Here is a 16,179-nt window from a genome sequence, read left to right as displayed (position 1 = left end):
TGTTGACCCTAGATTTGCCGGTGAAATGAGGCGCGAAAGGGGCAGAGGACGGACAATATCGCGATTTTATCAATGATCGTAAATCACATGGAAACAACATAACACGCGTAATTTGTGCCGGTATTTCGCGTGATTTCAGGGCCTAAATGTTTCAAAAAAGGCGCTTTTTCCGGTTTTGCTGAAGATAACGACACGGCTGTCCGCGTTCTTAACCGCCCAACCGAGCGATAAAATTTGATTCAACAGGGCGCGGCCCAGCTGCCCTGCCAAATGCGTGTCTCGTGCGCTCCAGTCTAGGCAGGCGCGGCACAGGGGCGCTTTGCTTCTGGGTAGGTTTTCCAAGTCGATGCCCAAGCTTTTCACGAATTCAGACCCGGTCTCTGAAAGGCGGAGCGCATCCTCCGGGCCAATCAGGTGGCCATTCTGGCGCATTGATCTGAACATATGTACGCCCATATCGCCCGCCAGATGGTTGTAACATGCCCGCGCTTCGCGCATGGCTTGATCCTTGGGACCGGTGCGGGTGCGCAGATGGCCGGAACCGGCAGCCAAACCCATGAGCGCCTCAAGCACCTGAGCAACCTCATCCGAGGCCAGTCGAAAATACTTGTGCCGTCCTTGTTTGCGTTCCGCAACAAGGGTCCCATCGCGCAGCTTCGCAAGGTGGGCCGATGCTGTTTGCGCGCTGACACCGGCCTCTGCGGCAAGTTCGCTGGCGGTCAATGCCTTACCGCTCATCAAGGCGGTCAGAATATTTGCGCGCGCCGGATCGCCGATCAGGGCTGCAACGCGAGTGAAGTCAGGACCTTCTTTCATACTTCGATCATGGGCGAAGCATCTACGCAACGCAACAGGATAGAGTCAGGTGAAATCTAGGAGACCACCATGCTGACATGCATCATTCGCTATCAAATCGACCCGACGAAGAAAGCCCAGTTCGAACAATACGCCCGCAACTGGGGGCAAGCCATTCCGCGCAATGGCGCTGATCTGATCGGGTACTATGCCCCGCACGAAGGGAGCACCACTTTGGCCTATGGCATTTACAATGTCGCCAGCCTTGCCGACTACGAAGCCTACCGCGCGCGGCTTGCTGCTGACCCATTGGGGCAGGAAAACTACCAGTTTGCCCAATCCGAAAAGTTTATCTTGCGAGAGGACCGCACCTTCCTGAAACTGGCCTCGCACCCGCATGGAGACGCCAGATGATTGCAGTTATATTCGAAGTTGAAATCGCCGCAGGACAGCGGGAGGCCTACCTTGATCTGGCGGCGGAGTTGAAACCCATCTTGGAAGAGATTGACGGTTTCATTTCTGTGGAACGGTTCGGAAGCCTCACGACAGAGGGGAAACTATTGTCTTTGTCCTTCTTCCGTGATGAGGCAGCCGTTGCCGCGTGGCGCGCCATTGCCGAACACCACGTCGCGCAGGCGCGCGGGCGGGGCGGTATCTTCTCGGACTACAGGTTGCGCGTTGCCGAGGTCCTGCGCGACTACGGTATGACGGAGCGCGCGGAGGCGCCGTCGGACAGCCGCTCACACCACGATTGATCTATAGCGAAGCCGCAAGCCGAACACCTTGATCAATCGCCCGTTTCGCATCGAGTTCTGCCGCGACGTCCGCCCCGCCGATCAGGTGAAAGGGTATTCCTTGCGCTTCAAGGTCGTCGCATAGGCTGCGATCAGGCTCCTGTCCCGCGCAGATCACGATGTGATCGACGTTAAGAATCTCACTCTGCTCTCGCGCCGCACCAAAGGAGATGTGCAGACCGGCGTCGTCGATTTTTTCATAGTTTACGCCACCAATCATCCGCACGTTCTTGTGACGCAGGGACATTCTGTGAATCCAGCCGGTGGTTTTGCCCAATCCTTTGCCCAAAGCCTGTGCCTTGCGTTGCAGCAGCACAATGTCCCGCGCGGGCGGCGTCGGTTGCGGGCCTTCCTGCGCGATGCCGCCGCGTGCGACTGCTGGATCAGTAACGCCCCATTCTTTCATCCAGTCCGGTAGAGACATGGTCGGGCTTTGGCCTTCCTCAGCCAAGAATTCGGCGACGTCAAAGCCAATGCCGCCAGCGCCGATAATGGCAACGCGGCTGCCGACAGGATGACCATGTCGCAGCACATCGACATAGCTTAGAACCTTGGGATGATCCAAACCGGGGATCTCTGGCGCGCGCGGGGTGACGCCGGTTGCCAATATGACCTCATCAAAATCCGCAAGGTCAGCCGCCGTCACCTCATGGGACATGCGGGTCGTGACACCCATTTCCTTCAACATGGTTTCATACCAAGCCACCAGCCCTTTGAATTCTTCTTTGCCGGGGATGGTTTTGGCCATGTTCAACTGCCCGCCAATCTGCGCGGCGCGATCAAAGAGGGTGACACGGTGACCGCGTTCAGCCGCAGTCAGGGCTGCGGACAGGCCAGCCGGTCCAGCCCCCACCACTGCTATGGATTTCGGAGTAGTCGCGGGCGCGATCATCAATTCCGTTTCATGGCAGGCGCGCGGGTTCACGAGGCAGCTTGAAAGCTTGCCCGCAAACGTGTGGTCCAAACAGGCTTGGTTGCAGGCAATGCAAGGCGCGATGCTGTCCGCGCGGCCAGCTTGCGCTTTCACAACGAATTGGCTGTCCGCAAGGAAGGGGCGCGCCATCGAGACCATATCGGCGCAGCCTTCGGCCAAAACCGCTTCCGCAACTTCGGGTGTGTTGATCCGGTTGCTGGTGATCACGGGGATCGACACCTGTCCCATCAGGTTTTGGGTCACCCAGCTAAAAGCGCGGCGGGGTACGCTGGTAGCGATGGTCGGAATGCGCGCCTCGTGCCAACCGATGCCGGTATTCAGGATGGATGCCCCGGCGGCTTCGATCCGCTGCGCCAGTTGCACAACTTCCTCATGGGTCGACCCATTGGGGATCAAATCGATCATGCTAAGGCGATAGATGATTATGAAGTCCGGGCCGACAGCCTCCCGGCAGCGGCGCACGACCTCGACCGGCAGGCGCATGCGGTTTTCATAGCTCCCACCCCAGCGATCCGTGCGTTTGTTGGTGTGGGTCACAAGGAATTGGTTCAGAAAATACCCTTCGGACCCCATGATCTCGACCCCGTCATAGCCCGCCTCCTGCGCGCGTTCCGCAGCGGTCACGAAATCTTGGATCTGTTTTTCAATCCCGTCTTCATCGAGTTCTTTGGGCGGGAAAGGCGAGATCGGAGATTTGATGGCAGAAGCACTGACGCAGTCGGGACCATAGGCATAGCGCCCCGCGTGCAGGATTTGCATGGCGATCTTGCCGCCGTTTTCGTGCACGCGGCTGGTGACCGTCCGGTGGTTTTTGACATCTTCGTCAGAAAACAGACCTGCCGCGCCTGGAAACACACCGCCTTCGCGATTGGGGGCCATGCCGCCTGTCACCATCAGGGCAACGCCGCCCCGGGCGCGCTCTGCATAGAATTCAGCGACCCGGTTCCAATCCTTGGTCTCTTCCAGCCCCGTGTGCATCGAGCCCATCAGCACGCGGTTTTTCAGCGTGGTAAAACCAAGGTCCAGCGGTTCAAAAAGATGCGGGTAGCGCGTCATGTCTGTCTCCGGTCAACGAGGCGGAACTCTGCCGCCCTCGTGCAGGCATGTCACGGCCAACGTCGCGTAAACGACCGCTTACATGGTTTCCAGACAATGCCGCCTGAAGGCGCGTTTCAGCATATCAAGTTCCGCGCGCATTAGGTCCATTTCCGCGCGGATGTCTTCGGCAATGGCTTCGCCCGACATGATCGTGATGACTTCAAGCGTTTCCTGCGCAAGGACATCGCGAATAAGGATCGTCTGAACGCCGTCGCTTAAAATGTCAGAGGGAATTGGCAGGCGCAGGGACCATTGGTCTTCGCCAAGCTCCACAAGCTTCATGCCTTCAAGCGGTTTTTCAAGGTGGGTCGCCTCCAGATGAGGTTGGTCGTCGGAAGCTTCGTCAGCGGTGACAACCCCATCCCAGATGCCTTCAAACAGGCGCGTTTTGCTGATGCTATATCGGCTCATAATAGGTCCTTACATCTCTGCCCGCAGGCGACGGCTGAAGGTCACATCTCGTAGGATAACCTGATTCATTTCCGGGCCTTCGAAAATCAAATCCACCCAGGCCCGTTCGATCCGTTTTTCATTCAGCTTTGAATAGGCGAGGTCGAATTCGACCATGATGTCTTCTTCATGCAGCGGCAGTTCGCGCACAATCTGTTCCGTGTTCGGGCCGTGTTTGATATTGAACCGCGCAAAGATTTCGAGCGGCTTCTCCATTTCGACAATTGTGTCCATGCGGATCAGATAATGACGGTTCAAGCCAGCAAGCGCCTCTGGCGGAAAGTCGATGACCAGCGACAGGAACGAGCCGTCAAACCGGAAGACGTCCATTCGCAAACCGAAAGGCGCAAGGTCTTTCGCGCGGGTGTTGCGCAACTGCCGGAGTGTCAGTTCAGAGACTGTGCAGTCGTGAAACAGCGTGACTTCGTCGCCTAGGCCTTCTTTGGATTGCACGGCGACTTTGCCCTTGGTTGGCAGGCTTTCGCGCCAGACCGTTGGCCGCCACGCCCAGTCCGTTCCGTGCGGTTTGGGAAAGGTGTTTGACCCGATGATCGGCAGTGCCAGACGCCCGTCAGCTATAGAAATCAGCGTGTCCAGCTGATTGCGCAGCTGCCGTGCAACCAAGCGGCGACGGCGCAGAACGGGGAGGGCAGTTTCATGCGCCTCACGCGCGGCCTGCGCCCAAAACCGGCGGACACCGCGTTGCATAATCCGTTGCCAAAGTTTTGCTGATCGCGTGCCCATGCTGCCCTGACTTACCCAAGCTTTGGTGTGCGACCAAAGACAATTCGCCACCTGTTTCCCTATTGTGTAGCGGATTGGTTTAATTGAAACAAACGTCTAAATCGTCAGCCCCGCGAGTTTGGGGTGCTGTGTTGTCAAGCGCCGCTTAGTTTGCGGCCTGATTTGTGGCTTCACTTGCCTTCACGGTCTCAAGCGCCAAGCTTTCCAACAGGCGCAAGCCAGACTGACCCAATACAGTGCTGCCTTCCGGCCCATAGGCGGCAAAGCTAATCACGCGGTTCTGGAAGCGCAGCAATCCGCGCCAATGTTCTGCGGCTGCGCCGGGCAGAGGGCCGCCCGGGCGGGCATTCATCTTGCGGAGCGTTAGGTCCGGTACCTTCTTCGATGCAACACTGTCATCACCAAGCGCTGCCGCTAGGTCCAGCGAGGTCTCTGAATTGCGCATCGGGGCGCTTGTGCTCACGGTCAGGACGCCGCTTGATCGCGGAGAAACATTGCCCTGCGCTGTCAAAGCATCACAGCGGGCAAGCAAGACAAAGTCAGAGGTCGGCTTGGCGCTGCGCGCGACGCAGTAGTCCTTTGGTGCGCGAACGATGATGTCGCCACCCGCCAAACGATGGGTTTTCACCCACGCGGAGGGTTGGGCTTGATCTGTCTCGGGGGCAATGCAACCTGCCGCCATCAGACAGGCAACAAGCAACGTTGTTTTCGGCAATCGTAGTGCCCGCATTCCTGTAACCTCTTTCACAGTAGAGCATGCTTATCGGAGCTTCCGCAGTTCGGCAAGTTCGCAGCAACCGGGGCTATACGCATGAGAAATTACTCGCTAGGCATGACACATGACCGCTTATGAGCCGCATCAAACGCTTGTTGCCCCTGCCAAAGCCAGCGCGGGGCTGTTTCGGCTTGTGGCTGGGCTGATCCTATTGCTGATCTCGGTGATCGCATTGAATTTCAGCTTGGTCGGGGTACTGCAATCGTCTGCCGACTGGGAGCGGCTGCAATATGAGTTGATGGTCGGCAATTCGCCGCGTGCGATGCTGATCATGCTCTTTTCCTTCGTGATGGCCGCCGCTTCATTGTGGGTGGTCGTTAGGCTGCTCCACCGGCGGGCGTTCCTAAGCTTGGTGGGGCCTCTCGGAGCCACAGTCTCTGACTTTTTCCGCGTTTTTCGCCTCTTGATCGTGCTCTCTGCGGTGCTCCTTGTGCTTCCCTCGACGCCCGAGCAAAGCCCCGGCACGCATATGCGGTTTGCAGAGTGGCTGCCTTGGGTCCTTCCCGCACTCTTGGCGATCTTTATTCAGGTTAGCACAGAGGAAGTGATCTTTCGGGGCTATTTCCAAAGCCAGCTTGCCGCGCGATTTGCGCAGCCTTGGGTGTGGATTGTTGTGCCGAGCGTGATCTTTGGGCTTCTTCACTACAGCCCAGAAGCCTATGGCGAAAACGCAATGCTGATTGCGCTGTGGGCCGTGGCATTTGGCTGCGTTGCCGCGGATATCACTGCGCGCAGCGGAAACTTGGGTCCCGCCATCGCACTTCACTTTGTGAACAACGTTCTGGCCATAATGATCGTCGCCCTGCGCGATCATTGGGACGGCTTGGCCCTGTTGAATATGCCTTATGGGCCGCAGGATACCGACCTTGTGCGGGCGACATTGCTGATCGAAGGCCCCGTTCTCTTGTGTTTCTGGCTTACCGCGCGGATTGCGATCAGGCGTTGATTGCAATTCCCTGAATTGCGGACTATCTCAGTGCTGCTGTACGACTTCAGGGGTTTTGTGCATGAACTGGATCACCAACTACGTCCGCCCACGGATCAATTCAATTTTCTCGCGCCGCGAAGTGCCCGAAAACCTGTGGTCGAAATGTGATGAGTGCGGCACGATGCTGTTCCACCGGGAACTCAGCGAAAACCTGAATGTGTGCACGCAGTGCGATCACCACATGGGCATTTCGCCCCGTGCGCGGTTTGAAGCGCTGTTTGACGGTGGGATCTTCACCGAAATCGACGTCCCTGCACCGATTGCTGATCCGCTGCACTTCAAAGACCAAAAGAAATACCCTGAACGCCTGAAAGCCGCGCAGAAAAAGACCGGTGAAAAAGAAGCGATGCTGGTCGCCGAAGGTGAGATCGGCCGCACGCCTATCGTTGCCTGTGCGCAGGACTTTTCTTTCATGGGCGGTTCGATGTCCATGTATGTGGGTAACGCCATCGTGGCCGCAGCAGAACGCGCCGTTGAAATGAAGCGTCCGCTGATCCTGTTCTCCGCCGCAGGTGGTGCGAGGATGCAGGAAGGCATTCTTGGCTTGATGCAGATGCCTCGTACAACCATCGCCGTTCAGATGCTGAAAGAAGCGGGGCTGCCATACATTGTTGTCCTGACACACCCGACAACCGGCGGTGTGACGGCGTCCTATGCGATGCTGGGTGATGTGCAGATCGCAGAACCAAACGCGCTGATCGGCTTTGCTGGCGCACGCGTGATTGAACAGACTATCCGCGAGAAACTACCCGAAGGCTTCCAGCGTGCGGAATATCTGCTGGATCACGGCATGCTGGACCGTGTGACCAAACGCACAGAGATGCGAGATGAGTTGATCACGATTGTACGGATGCTGCTGGGGCTGCCCCCTGCCGTTAAGGGCGACTTGCCTGCCCCGGCACCGGTACCGGCTGCCGAAACTGCGCCTGCGGCAAAGGAAGACGCACCCAAGGCGAATAAAGCTGACTAAGCCTTCCGCATTTCGTTGAAATTCTGACGCGCCCCGCATTGAGCCGGGCGCGTTTTTTATATAGCGATTTCACCAACCGCTGAATCGAGATTTGCCATGACCGCCAAAACCTCTGATGCCATCCTAGACCGCATGATGGCCCTGCACCCAAAAGTCATCGACCTGACGCTTGATCGCGTGTGGCGGTTGCTTAAAGCATTGGACAATCCGCAAGAAAACCTGCCGCCGGTCATCCATATCGCGGGCACCAATGGCAAGGGATCGACCCAAGCCATGATCCGCGCGGGGCTAGAGGGGATGGGCAAATCTGTCCACGCCTATACCTCTCCGCATTTGGCACGGTTTCACGAGCGCATTCGTTTGGCAGGTGAGCTGATTTCTGAGACCTATCTGACCGAGGTTTTGGATGAGTGTTACGCCAAGAACGGCGGCATCGACATCACCTATTTTGAGATTACGACCTGCGCCGCATTGCTGGCCTTCGCGCGTCAGCCCGCAGATTACACGTTGCTTGAGGTCGGCCTTGGCGGGCGGCTGGATGCAACCAATGTGATCGATCCAGAGGTCACGGTGATTACGCCGGTGTCGATTGATCACGAACAATTTCTCGGAAACACGCTGGCCAAAATCGCCGCCGAAAAGGCGGGCATCATCAAACGCGGTGTGCCTTGCGTTGTGGGGCCACAAGAAGATGAAGCGCTTGAGGTGATCGAAGCAACCGCCATGCGGTTGGGTGCCCCGCTGTTGGTTTATGGCCAGCATTGGCATGTGACCACTGAGCGCGGCCGATTGGTCTATCAAGATGATCGCGGCCTTTTGGACCTACCGATGCCGGCCCTGCTGGGCACGCATCAAGTGATGAACGCGGGCGCTGCTCTGGCAGTGCTGCGTCATTTGGGGGCCGATGACGCCGCCTGCGAAGCCGCTATGACAAATGCAGAATGGCCTGCACGCATGCAGCGGTTGAAGACGGGGCCATTGGTGGACATCGCTGGAACGGCGGAACTGTGGCTCGACGGCGGGCACAACGCGGCGGCTGGTATCGCCATCGCAGACCTATTGGCAACCCTTCCAAAACGCGACACCTATTTGATATGCGGAATGCTGAACACCAAGGATGTTGGCGGCTATCTGAGTCCGCTGGCACCACATGTAAAAAGCCTGACGGCAGTCTCGATACCGGGCGAAACCAACACACTGCCGGCTGAAGCGACTGCCTTGGCCGCGCAGCAAAGCGGCATGAAGGCGCAAATCGCAGAGAGCGTTGCAGACGCCGTACAAGAGATTGTCGCCGGATCGCCTGATTGCCGCATCCTGATCTGCGGGTCGCTTTACCTGGCAGGCGGCGTCTTGCGAGAGAACGGGTGAATTTTTTTGACCCGCTAAGTGATTGAAACGACTCAGTTCTGCGAATCATTCCTCCCCCGATTCGAAAAAAGCGAATCGCAGCCACTTGACCGATTCGATTCGCAGCGCGTATAGTCCCAATAGCAGGACTTTTTTCAATAAAGGCAGTGGGATAGAGGTGGCCGAGCAGCGCTTCTAATCCTGAATACAGGCAAGTCTATCGAGATCAGGGGATGCCATTTGGCGTCCCCTGTTTCAATTTAAGAACAGCGATTCGCGCTAGGTCTTCTTACCCCAATCGGCATCCTGCATCTCACGCAACCGGCTGGCGGTGCGTTCAAACTCAAAGGTGCCGGTGCCTTCGACGTAAAGCATCTCTGGTTCGGCAGCTGCTGTGCAGATCAGGCGCACTTTGGCCTCATAAAGCGCATCAATCAGCGTCACGAACCGCTTTGCTTCATTAAAGTTGTGACGGCTGAGGCGCGGGATATCTTCGATCACCAAGACCCGCACGGCCTCTGCTATGGCGAGGTAATCCGCTGGTCCCAGCATCTTGCCACAAAGATCATAGAATTTGGCTTTGCCGACACCATTGCGGAACATCGGAATTTCGACCTCACGCCCATTGACCGTCAGGATCAGAGGCGGGGCACCGGTGCCCGCCAAATCCTTCCAAAGCGCCAGCAGCCGTTTGCGCGCGCCGCCTGATCCGCGCACGAAATAGACCTGCTCTCCGGTTAGGCGGTTTTGGCGATAATCGGTTGGAGAGACCATCTCCCAAACGACCATCTTGTCTTTGAGGATGTCGATGAAGGGCAAGAAAAGCTGACGGTTCAGACCCTCTTTGTATAGGTCATCCGGGATGCGGTTGGACGTGGTTACGACAGTCACGCCAGCCTCGAATAGAAACTGAAACAGCCGCCCAACAATCATCGCATCTGTGATGTCTGTGATCTGCATTTCATCAAAGGCCAACAGCTTGACCTCTTCGACAACCTTCGCGGCAACAGGCGCGAGGGCATCGTCGACGCCGTCTTGCCGCGCCTTGTGCATGCCCGCGTGAATTTCCTGCATGAAGGCATGAAAGTGAACGCGCCGCGCAGGCACCTCAAGCGTTTCCACAAACATATCCATCAACATGGATTTGCCGCGTCCAACGCCGCCCCAAAGATAGAGACCCTTGACGGCCTCTGGCTTGGCTTTGCGGAACCAGCCCTTCTTTTGAGGCTGCTGTGGTTGCGCCAGTTCAGAGCGAATGCGTTCGAATTCGTCCAAAACAGCAGCTTGCGCCGGATCACGTTCAAGCTCACCCGCCGCAATACGCGCTTCGTAGATGTCATGCACAGAAGTCATGCTGGGTGCATAGCTTTTGGCTGCGGCTGAGAAAAGATGTGTTTTTCAAGACGTTCCGTCGTGTTGCAGTGCGGACGAGTTCAGCAATCCGTTCAGCGCGTATCGACAACATTGGAGTCTGGTCAAAAGCATCAGGAAATGGCGATTTTGCCTCACAAATCCTGATTTGACCAAGGCACATTGCTGCGGCCATCATGCACGTGCTGCTGCAGGAGTTTCACCATGACTGATCGCGCCCCTTTGATGACGCCCGTATTGATTGCGGGGTGCATCATTATCCTGATTTCTTTCTCGATCCGCGCCAGTTTCGGTGTGTTCCAAATTCCCATCGCCGAAGAGTTCGGCTGGCTGCGCAGTGACTTTTCGCTGGCGATCGCAATACAGAACCTTGCCTGGGGGATCGGGCAGCCGATTTTCGGCGCACTTGCAGAACGGATTGGGGATCGTAAAGCGATCATTCTTGGCGCGTTGACCTATGCCGTTGGGCTGGTGCTGTCGTCATTTGCAGTCACACCCGGAGCACATCAACTCTATGAGGTTCTTGTTGGTTTTGGTGTGGCGGGCACAGGTTTTGGCGTGATTTTGGCCGTGGTTGGGCGCGCCAGTACGGATGAAAACCGCTCCATGTCTCTCGCGATTGCGACAGCCGCTGGTAGCGCGGGTCAGGTGTTTGGCGCACCCGTTGCCGAGTGGATGCTGAGCATCATGAGTTGGCAAAGCACTTTCCTGATCTTTGCGGTGGCCATTTTGGCTGTCCTGTTCACGCTGCCAATGATGCGCGCGCCTGCAGTCTCGAAAACCGAGTTGGAAGAAAGCATGGGCACCATCCTGCTGCGCGCCTTCAAAGACCCGTCTTATACGCTGATCTTCCTCGGGTTCTTTAGCTGCGGCTATCAATTGGCCTTTGTGACTGCACACTTCCCAGCCTTCGTCACCGAGGTTTGCGCCGCGATTGACCCCAGTGGCGTCTTGGCCTCCGTCGGGATCAGTACAACCTCGCAGCTTGGCGCTTGGGCCATCGCGCTGATTGGCGCTGCGAATATCGCCGGGACGCTTTATGCGGGCTATCTGGGTAAACGCTACTCTAAAAAGTATCTGCTGGCCGGGATTTACACGGGCCGCACGATTGCGGCGGCAGCCTTCATTTTGCTGCCGATGACCCCGACCACAGTGATCTTATTCTCCATCGTGATGGGGTCATTGTGGCTGGCGACGGTGCCGCTGACATCTGGATTGGTCGCGCATCTTTATGGGCTGCGCTACATGGGGACGCTTTATGGCATCGTGTTCTTCAGCCACCAGTTGGGCAGCTTCTTGGGTGTTTGGCTTGGCGGGCGGATGTATGACGCCTACGGCAGCTATGACGCGGTCTGGTGGATCGGTGTCGGCGTCGGGGCCTTCAGCGCCATTGTGCATCTTCCCATTCGCGAAAACCGGCCACCACCTGCGGCGCTCGCAGCCTAAGATCAGGCAGCTTCTTCGCGGGTCAAAAGCCCTTCTGAGACAAGCCGGTCGGCCCAGCCTTGCGGGCCTTCGAACAGATGCGTTTTCCACCCGCGCGCGCGGGCGGTCACAAGGTTCTCATCCCGGTCGTCGGTGAACAGCAACCGGTCCGGTTCGATCTGGCAGTCTTCCTCGACCATCTCATAGATTCGGTTGAAGGGCTTCACATGCCCCATGCGGCCCGAAACATATTCACGGTCAAACTCTCCCAGAACAGGGTAGACCTTGACCGCCGGTGGCCAGTTGTCGACGCCAAAGTTGGACAGTGCAAAGACCGGTATGCCCTTGGCGCGCAGGGCGCGCAGCAGACGCCATGAATGATCAATCGCCGGGCTGGCAAGGTCGAACCAATTGTCATGCCACATGCGGATTTCATCACGCCATTTCGGGTTTTCTTCGGCAAACTGATAAATACGCTCTTTGAAGGGTGCACCAAGGTCGATGTCATTGTTCATGTCGTGCATGTCGAGCTCGGCAAACATCTCTTTGCGCCGGGCCTCGCCGATCAGGCGGTCATAAGCACGTTCCGGTTGCCACTCGATTAGAACATTGCCGACGTCAAAAATCACCGCTTCAATGGGCATAGATCAATTCCTGATTTCAAAGGGATTTGGCCGCGCGCAGGTCACGCTCCAGCGCGTCAAGAAACCGGCTGCGGTCGGCTTTGGAAAACGCTTTGCCGCCGCCTTGCCGGAAAGGATCAGCAGACCGCAGGTCGCTCATCAAGTCGCGCACAGCAAGCGCTTGACCGATATTGCGGTCGTTCAGCGCCTCGCCATTGTGTTTGAGAACCTTGGCACCCGCTTCAACGCACTTCGCGGCCAAAGGGATATCGCCGGTGATGACTACGTCACCGGTTTTTGCCCGGTCGGCAATCCACATATCGGCAACGTCTGGGCCTTCGGGCACGATGATGTTTTCAATCAGCGGGTTCATCGAAGGGCGCAAGCCGCCATTGCTGACCACATAAACCTTGACCTTGTGGCGTGTCGCGACGCGTTCGACTTCGGCTTTCACCGGGCAGGCATCGGCATCCACGTAGATCGAAGTCACGATTTGGCGTCCGCTTCGGCTTTCAGGCGCGCTTGGGTGGCTTTCTTTTCTTCCATCCGCTCTTTGCGCCGCACTTTGAATTCTTCGGGGATGGGCATCCGGTTAAAGGCATCCAGACCTGCCACCCGGTAAGCCTCTGCAAGGGTTGGGTAGTTAAAGGTGTTTTGGACAAAGTAATCTACGGTGCCTTTCAGGTTCATCACCGCCTGGCCGATGTGGATCAGCTCTGTCGCTCCTTCGCCGACGATCTGCACGCCCAAAAGGCGGCGCGTTTTCAACGAGAGGAGCATTTTCAACATGCCATGTTCAAGCCCCATGATGTGTCCGCGCGAAGTTTCGCGGAAGCGTGCGACGCCAACCTCATAGGCGATCCCGCGTTCCTGTAGTTCTTCTTCGGACATGCCGCAGGTCGAGATTTCAGGGACCGAATAGATGCCATAGGGGAACCACGGGCTTTCGGCCAAGGTGGGAGTCTCTAGCGCGTGACAGGCTGCGACGCGGCCTTGTTGCATCGACGTCGACGCAAGGCTCGGGTGCCCGATCACATCGCCAGCGGCGTAGATATGCGGGATGGCCGTCTGGTAGCTTTTGCGATCGACCGAGATACGGCCACGGTGATCCGTTTCCAGCCCAATCGCGTCAAGGTTCAGTTTCGAAGTTGCGCCCATGCGCCCCGCCGCAAACAGCAGCATCTCTGCACGGACATGGCGGCCATTTTCAAGACTGACCTCAACCATGTCGCCGTGTTCTTCGATCTTTTCAATCGCAGAGCCAAGTCGCAGGTCAACGCCGTTTTCCCGGATCTGATGGGTGAAATCTTGGATCAAAGTCTTGTCGATGAAATCGAGGAAACTGTCACGCGGTTCGATTAGCGTAACCCGCACGTCCAGTGCCGAAAACATCGTGGCGTATTCCACGCCGATAACCCCGGCACCAACCACCACCAGAGAGCGCGGAATTTTGGCCATGTCGAGGAATTCATCACTGTCGAGAATATTGACCCCGTTAAATGGCACCGTATCCGGGCGATAGGTTTTGGTCCCGGTTGCGATCAGGAAATTGTCTGCGGTCAGTGTTGTGGTTTCCCCAGCCTCGGTCGCGACCTCGATCTCCTTCGGACCGATAAATTTCGCGACGCCGTTCAATGTGTCCACATGGTTGCGATTGAATTGATGCTCCAAAACATCGACCTCATAGTCGAGCGTCATATGCAGGCGCGCTTTCAGGTCGTCGGCTTTGATCTCATCCTTCACGCGGTAGGAGCGGCCATAAAAACTGCGCTCGCGCCAGCCCGAAAGGTTTAGCACTGTTTCGCGCAGGGTTTTGGATGGGATTGTGCCAGTGTGCACGGAAACCCCGCCCAACCTGTCCTTGCGGTCAATCACCAGAACGCGGCGTTGCAATTTGCCAGCTTGGATGGCAGCGGCGCGTCCAGCCGGGCCAGAGCCGATGACGATGAGATCAAAGTGGGACATTGGTTACTCCGCGTAAAGGGCTTCGGCGTGGAACGTGATGTGGTCTTCCATAAAGGTCGAAACGAAGAAATAGCTATGGTCATAGCCCCTCTGCAACCGCAGCGTGGCCGGCTGACGACGCTTGGCCACAGCTTCTGCAAAGGCTTCGGGTTTCAGCAGATCATAAAACTGGTCGTCGCTGCCGGTGTCGATCAGGATCGGCCCGTCAAAGCCCTTTTCCTGCATCAAAAGCGACGCGTCATGCGCCGTCCATTTGCTTTCATCGTCGCCCAGATAGGCGGTGAACTGTTTGCGGCCCCAGTCGGATTGGGTCGGGTTGCTGATTGGCGCAAAGGCCGAGACCGATTTGAAGCGACCGGGCAGGGACATCGCCAAGGTCAGCGCGCCGTGGCCGCCCATAGAGTGCCCGGTGATGGCCTGCCGCTCCATATCAAGTGGGAAGTTTTCGGCCAGCAGCTCTGGCAGTTCGGTCGCGATGTAGTCCCACATCTTAAAGTGTGCAGCCCACGGCGCATGTGTGGCGTTCACATAAAAGCCAGCGCCTTGCCCAAGGTCGTAAGCGTCGTCATTGGCAACGGCTGCGCCACGTGGGCTTGTGTCAGGGAAAACAAGTGCGATGCCCTGCTCTGCGGCCCATGCTTGCGCACCGGCCTTGATCATGGCGTTTTCATGGGTGCAGGTCAGGCCGGACAGAAACCACAAAACCGGCACCGGGCCGTCGCGGCTTTCTTCTGGTAGGAAAAGCCCAAAAGTCATGTCGCAACTGCAGCTAGTTGATGCATGTTTGTAGACCGCTTGCTGGCCGCCAAAGCATTTGTTTTCCGACAGGAGTTCCATCGTCACCTCACATTGTTTGAGGCATGGCTAACCCATAGAGACGGGCAGGGGCAAGCTAAGGCACGGCGGCTTACGGACGATTTGCGTCAATCTGCACAGTTAAAGCGCCGCAAGCCATCCAACAGTCATCGAAAACGTCAGGATCGAGATGGCGGTCGAGATCAGAATAGAGGCCGACACCAATTGCGGCGCGATGCGGTAGTGCTGGGCAAGGATATAGACGTTGCCCGCAACAGGCAGCGCGGCAGCGGCGATAATAATCGTGGCTTCAAAAGCACCGATGTCAAAAACAAACAAGGCAAACCCGGCAACCGCAAGCGGGTGCAAAACCAGTTTGCAAAATGTGATCCACCCAGAAACGCTAAGGTTTTCGACCGATTTGCTGGCAAGTGAGGCCCCAATGGCAAAAAGCGCGCCCGGCGTGGCGGCGGCCCCGAGGGTGACGAGGAATTCGTTGAAGACCGCTGGCATGGGCGCGGATAGGCTTGACCAGGTCAATCCAAGGCCCATGGCGACAATCATTGGGTTCTTAAGCAGACCAAGCCCGACAATGCGGAACACCATTAACGTCAATCGACCAGAGCGCGCCACATTGACGAGGATCACGATGAGCGACGAAAAAACGATCAGATCCACGGCAAGGACGAGCATCAAAGTCCCGATCGCCTGCGGTCCAATCAAAAGCGTCAGCATGGGGATGCCAAGGAAACCGGTGTTGCCGATCACCGCACATTGCGCCTCAAACGCGGTGATCTCAAAGCTTTGACGGCGGAGCAACGCCACACCCATCGCCAGCGCATAGATCAGGCACGTTCCGGCCAAATAGGCCATGATCACGTTCCAATCGAGGATTTCAGACAGTTGCAAGTTCGCCGAAAAACGAAACAGCATCGCAGAAAGCGCAAAGTAAAAGACGAACTTCGTCAGATAGGCGGCAGCGGCTTCATCAAACACGCCTTTGCGCACGGCAAAGTACCCTAGGCCGATGATCGCAAAGAATGGGAGCGTCTGAAGGAAGACTTCGAACATTTTGCAAGGTTACCAGTAATTGCTGACATCGCCT

At 57.0% G+C, this 16,179-nt stretch carries 17 protein-coding genes; 6 read left to right on the top strand and 11 right to left on the bottom strand.

Features of this window, described 5'->3' with window-relative positions:
* Positions 1 to 135: 135 nt before the first annotated feature.
* A complete protein-coding gene (locus BUA39_RS06975) occupies positions 136 to 816 on the bottom strand; it encodes an ArsR/SmtB family transcription factor (RefSeq protein WP_072792227.1) in 681 nt (226 codons plus the stop codon).
* Positions 817 to 885: 69 nt separating this feature from the next.
* Here BUA39_RS06975 and BUA39_RS06970 point away from each other — a divergent pair, with 69 nt between their 5' ends.
* A complete protein-coding gene (locus BUA39_RS06970; protein ID WP_072792225.1) occupies positions 886 to 1,209 on the top strand; it encodes an NIPSNAP family protein in 324 nt (107 codons plus the stop codon).
* A complete protein-coding gene (locus BUA39_RS06965) occupies positions 1,206 to 1,550 on the top strand; it encodes an antibiotic biosynthesis monooxygenase family protein (RefSeq protein WP_072792224.1) in 345 nt (114 codons plus the stop codon). Before BUA39_RS06970 ends, BUA39_RS06965 begins: the two co-directional genes overlap by 4 nt.
* A gap of 1 nt (position 1,551) precedes the next feature.
* On the opposite strand, the gene BUA39_RS06960 is transcribed toward BUA39_RS06965, so the two are convergent.
* The 4 genes from BUA39_RS06960 to BUA39_RS06945 form a co-directional block, all read right to left on the bottom strand.
* Positions 1,552 to 3,579 carry an NADPH-dependent 2,4-dienoyl-CoA reductase gene (locus tag BUA39_RS06960; RefSeq protein WP_072792222.1) on the bottom strand — a complete coding sequence of 676 codons (2,028 nt, stop codon included), beginning with the start codon at positions 3,577 to 3,579 and terminating at the stop codon, positions 1,552 to 1,554.
* A 78-nt stretch (positions 3,580 to 3,657) separates the two neighbouring features.
* On the bottom strand, positions 3,658 to 4,032 hold the full coding sequence (locus tag BUA39_RS06955; RefSeq protein WP_072792220.1) for a hypothetical protein: 375 nt from the start codon (positions 4,030 to 4,032) through the stop codon (positions 3,658 to 3,660).
* A 9-nt stretch (positions 4,033 to 4,041) separates the two neighbouring features.
* A complete protein-coding gene (locus BUA39_RS06950; RefSeq protein WP_072792218.1) occupies positions 4,042 to 4,815 on the bottom strand; it encodes a DUF6478 family protein in 774 nt (257 codons plus the stop codon).
* Positions 4,816 to 4,960: 145 nt separating this feature from the next.
* Positions 4,961 to 5,545 (bottom strand): hypothetical protein, encoded by a 585-nt coding sequence (locus BUA39_RS06945; protein ID WP_072792217.1) that lies wholly within the window; start codon positions 5,543 to 5,545, stop codon positions 4,961 to 4,963.
* Positions 5,546 to 5,654: 109 nt separating this feature from the next.
* On the opposite strand from BUA39_RS06945, the gene BUA39_RS06940 reads away from it, so the two are divergent.
* The 3 genes from BUA39_RS06940 to BUA39_RS06930 all read left to right on the top strand — a co-directional run bounded on the left by BUA39_RS06940 (position 5,655) and on the right by BUA39_RS06930 (position 8,916).
* Positions 5,655 to 6,536: a CPBP family intramembrane glutamic endopeptidase gene (locus BUA39_RS06940; RefSeq protein WP_072792215.1), complete on the top strand. Its 882-nt coding sequence runs from the start codon at positions 5,655 to 5,657 to the stop codon at positions 6,534 to 6,536.
* 61 nt (positions 6,537 to 6,597) lie between these two features.
* Positions 6,598 to 7,548 (top strand): acetyl-CoA carboxylase, carboxyltransferase subunit beta, encoded by a 951-nt coding sequence (gene accD, locus BUA39_RS06935; RefSeq protein ID WP_072792214.1) that lies wholly within the window; start codon positions 6,598 to 6,600, stop codon positions 7,546 to 7,548.
* 96 nt (positions 7,549 to 7,644) lie between these two features.
* Entirely contained in the window at positions 7,645 to 8,916 is a 1,272-nt protein-coding gene (locus tag BUA39_RS06930; RefSeq protein ID WP_072792211.1) for a bifunctional folylpolyglutamate synthase/dihydrofolate synthase, read from the top strand.
* Positions 8,917 to 9,174: 258 nt separating this feature from the next.
* On the opposite strand, the gene zapE is transcribed toward BUA39_RS06930, so the two are convergent.
* Positions 9,175 to 10,248 carry a cell division protein ZapE gene (gene zapE, locus BUA39_RS06925; RefSeq protein WP_072792209.1) on the bottom strand — a complete coding sequence of 358 codons (1,074 nt, stop codon included), beginning with the start codon at positions 10,246 to 10,248 and terminating at the stop codon, positions 9,175 to 9,177.
* Between the two features lie 222 nt (positions 10,249 to 10,470).
* On the opposite strand from zapE, the gene BUA39_RS06920 reads away from it, so the two are divergent.
* Positions 10,471 to 11,712: an MFS transporter gene (locus BUA39_RS06920; protein WP_072792207.1), complete on the top strand. Its 1,242-nt coding sequence runs from the start codon at positions 10,471 to 10,473 to the stop codon at positions 11,710 to 11,712.
* A gap of 2 nt (positions 11,713 to 11,714) precedes the next feature.
* On the opposite strand, the gene BUA39_RS06915 is transcribed toward BUA39_RS06920, so the two are convergent.
* The 5 genes from BUA39_RS06915 to BUA39_RS06895 form a co-directional block, all read right to left on the bottom strand.
* A complete protein-coding gene (locus BUA39_RS06915; RefSeq protein WP_072792205.1) occupies positions 11,715 to 12,335 on the bottom strand; it encodes an HAD family hydrolase in 621 nt (206 codons plus the stop codon).
* A gap of 16 nt (positions 12,336 to 12,351) precedes the next feature.
* Complete coding sequence (locus BUA39_RS06910) at positions 12,352 to 12,804, bottom strand: YaiI/YqxD family protein (protein ID WP_072792203.1); 453 nt, start codon at positions 12,802 to 12,804, stop codon at positions 12,352 to 12,354.
* Positions 12,801 to 14,279 carry a Si-specific NAD(P)(+) transhydrogenase gene (gene sthA / locus BUA39_RS06905; protein ID WP_072792201.1) on the bottom strand — a complete coding sequence of 493 codons (1,479 nt, stop codon included), beginning with the start codon at positions 14,277 to 14,279 and terminating at the stop codon, positions 12,801 to 12,803. Before sthA ends, BUA39_RS06910 begins: the two co-directional genes overlap by 4 nt.
* A gap of 3 nt (positions 14,280 to 14,282) precedes the next feature.
* The gene (gene fghA / locus BUA39_RS06900; RefSeq protein ID WP_072792199.1) at positions 14,283 to 15,116 is read right to left on the bottom strand and encodes an S-formylglutathione hydrolase; all 834 of its coding nucleotides are present in this window, start codon (positions 15,114 to 15,116) and stop codon (positions 14,283 to 14,285) included.
* Between the two features lie 99 nt (positions 15,117 to 15,215).
* Entirely contained in the window at positions 15,216 to 16,145 is a 930-nt protein-coding gene (locus BUA39_RS06895) for an AEC family transporter (protein ID WP_072792198.1), read from the bottom strand.
* Positions 16,146 to 16,179: the final 34 nt, after the last annotated feature.

It is taken from the genome of Cognatishimia maritima (assembly GCF_900129685.1).
Taxonomy (GTDB): domain Bacteria; phylum Pseudomonadota; class Alphaproteobacteria; order Rhodobacterales; family Rhodobacteraceae; genus Cognatishimia; species Cognatishimia maritima.
The sequence above is the reverse complement of the archived record's forward strand: the minus strand, read 5'-3'. Positions and strand labels throughout refer to the sequence as shown.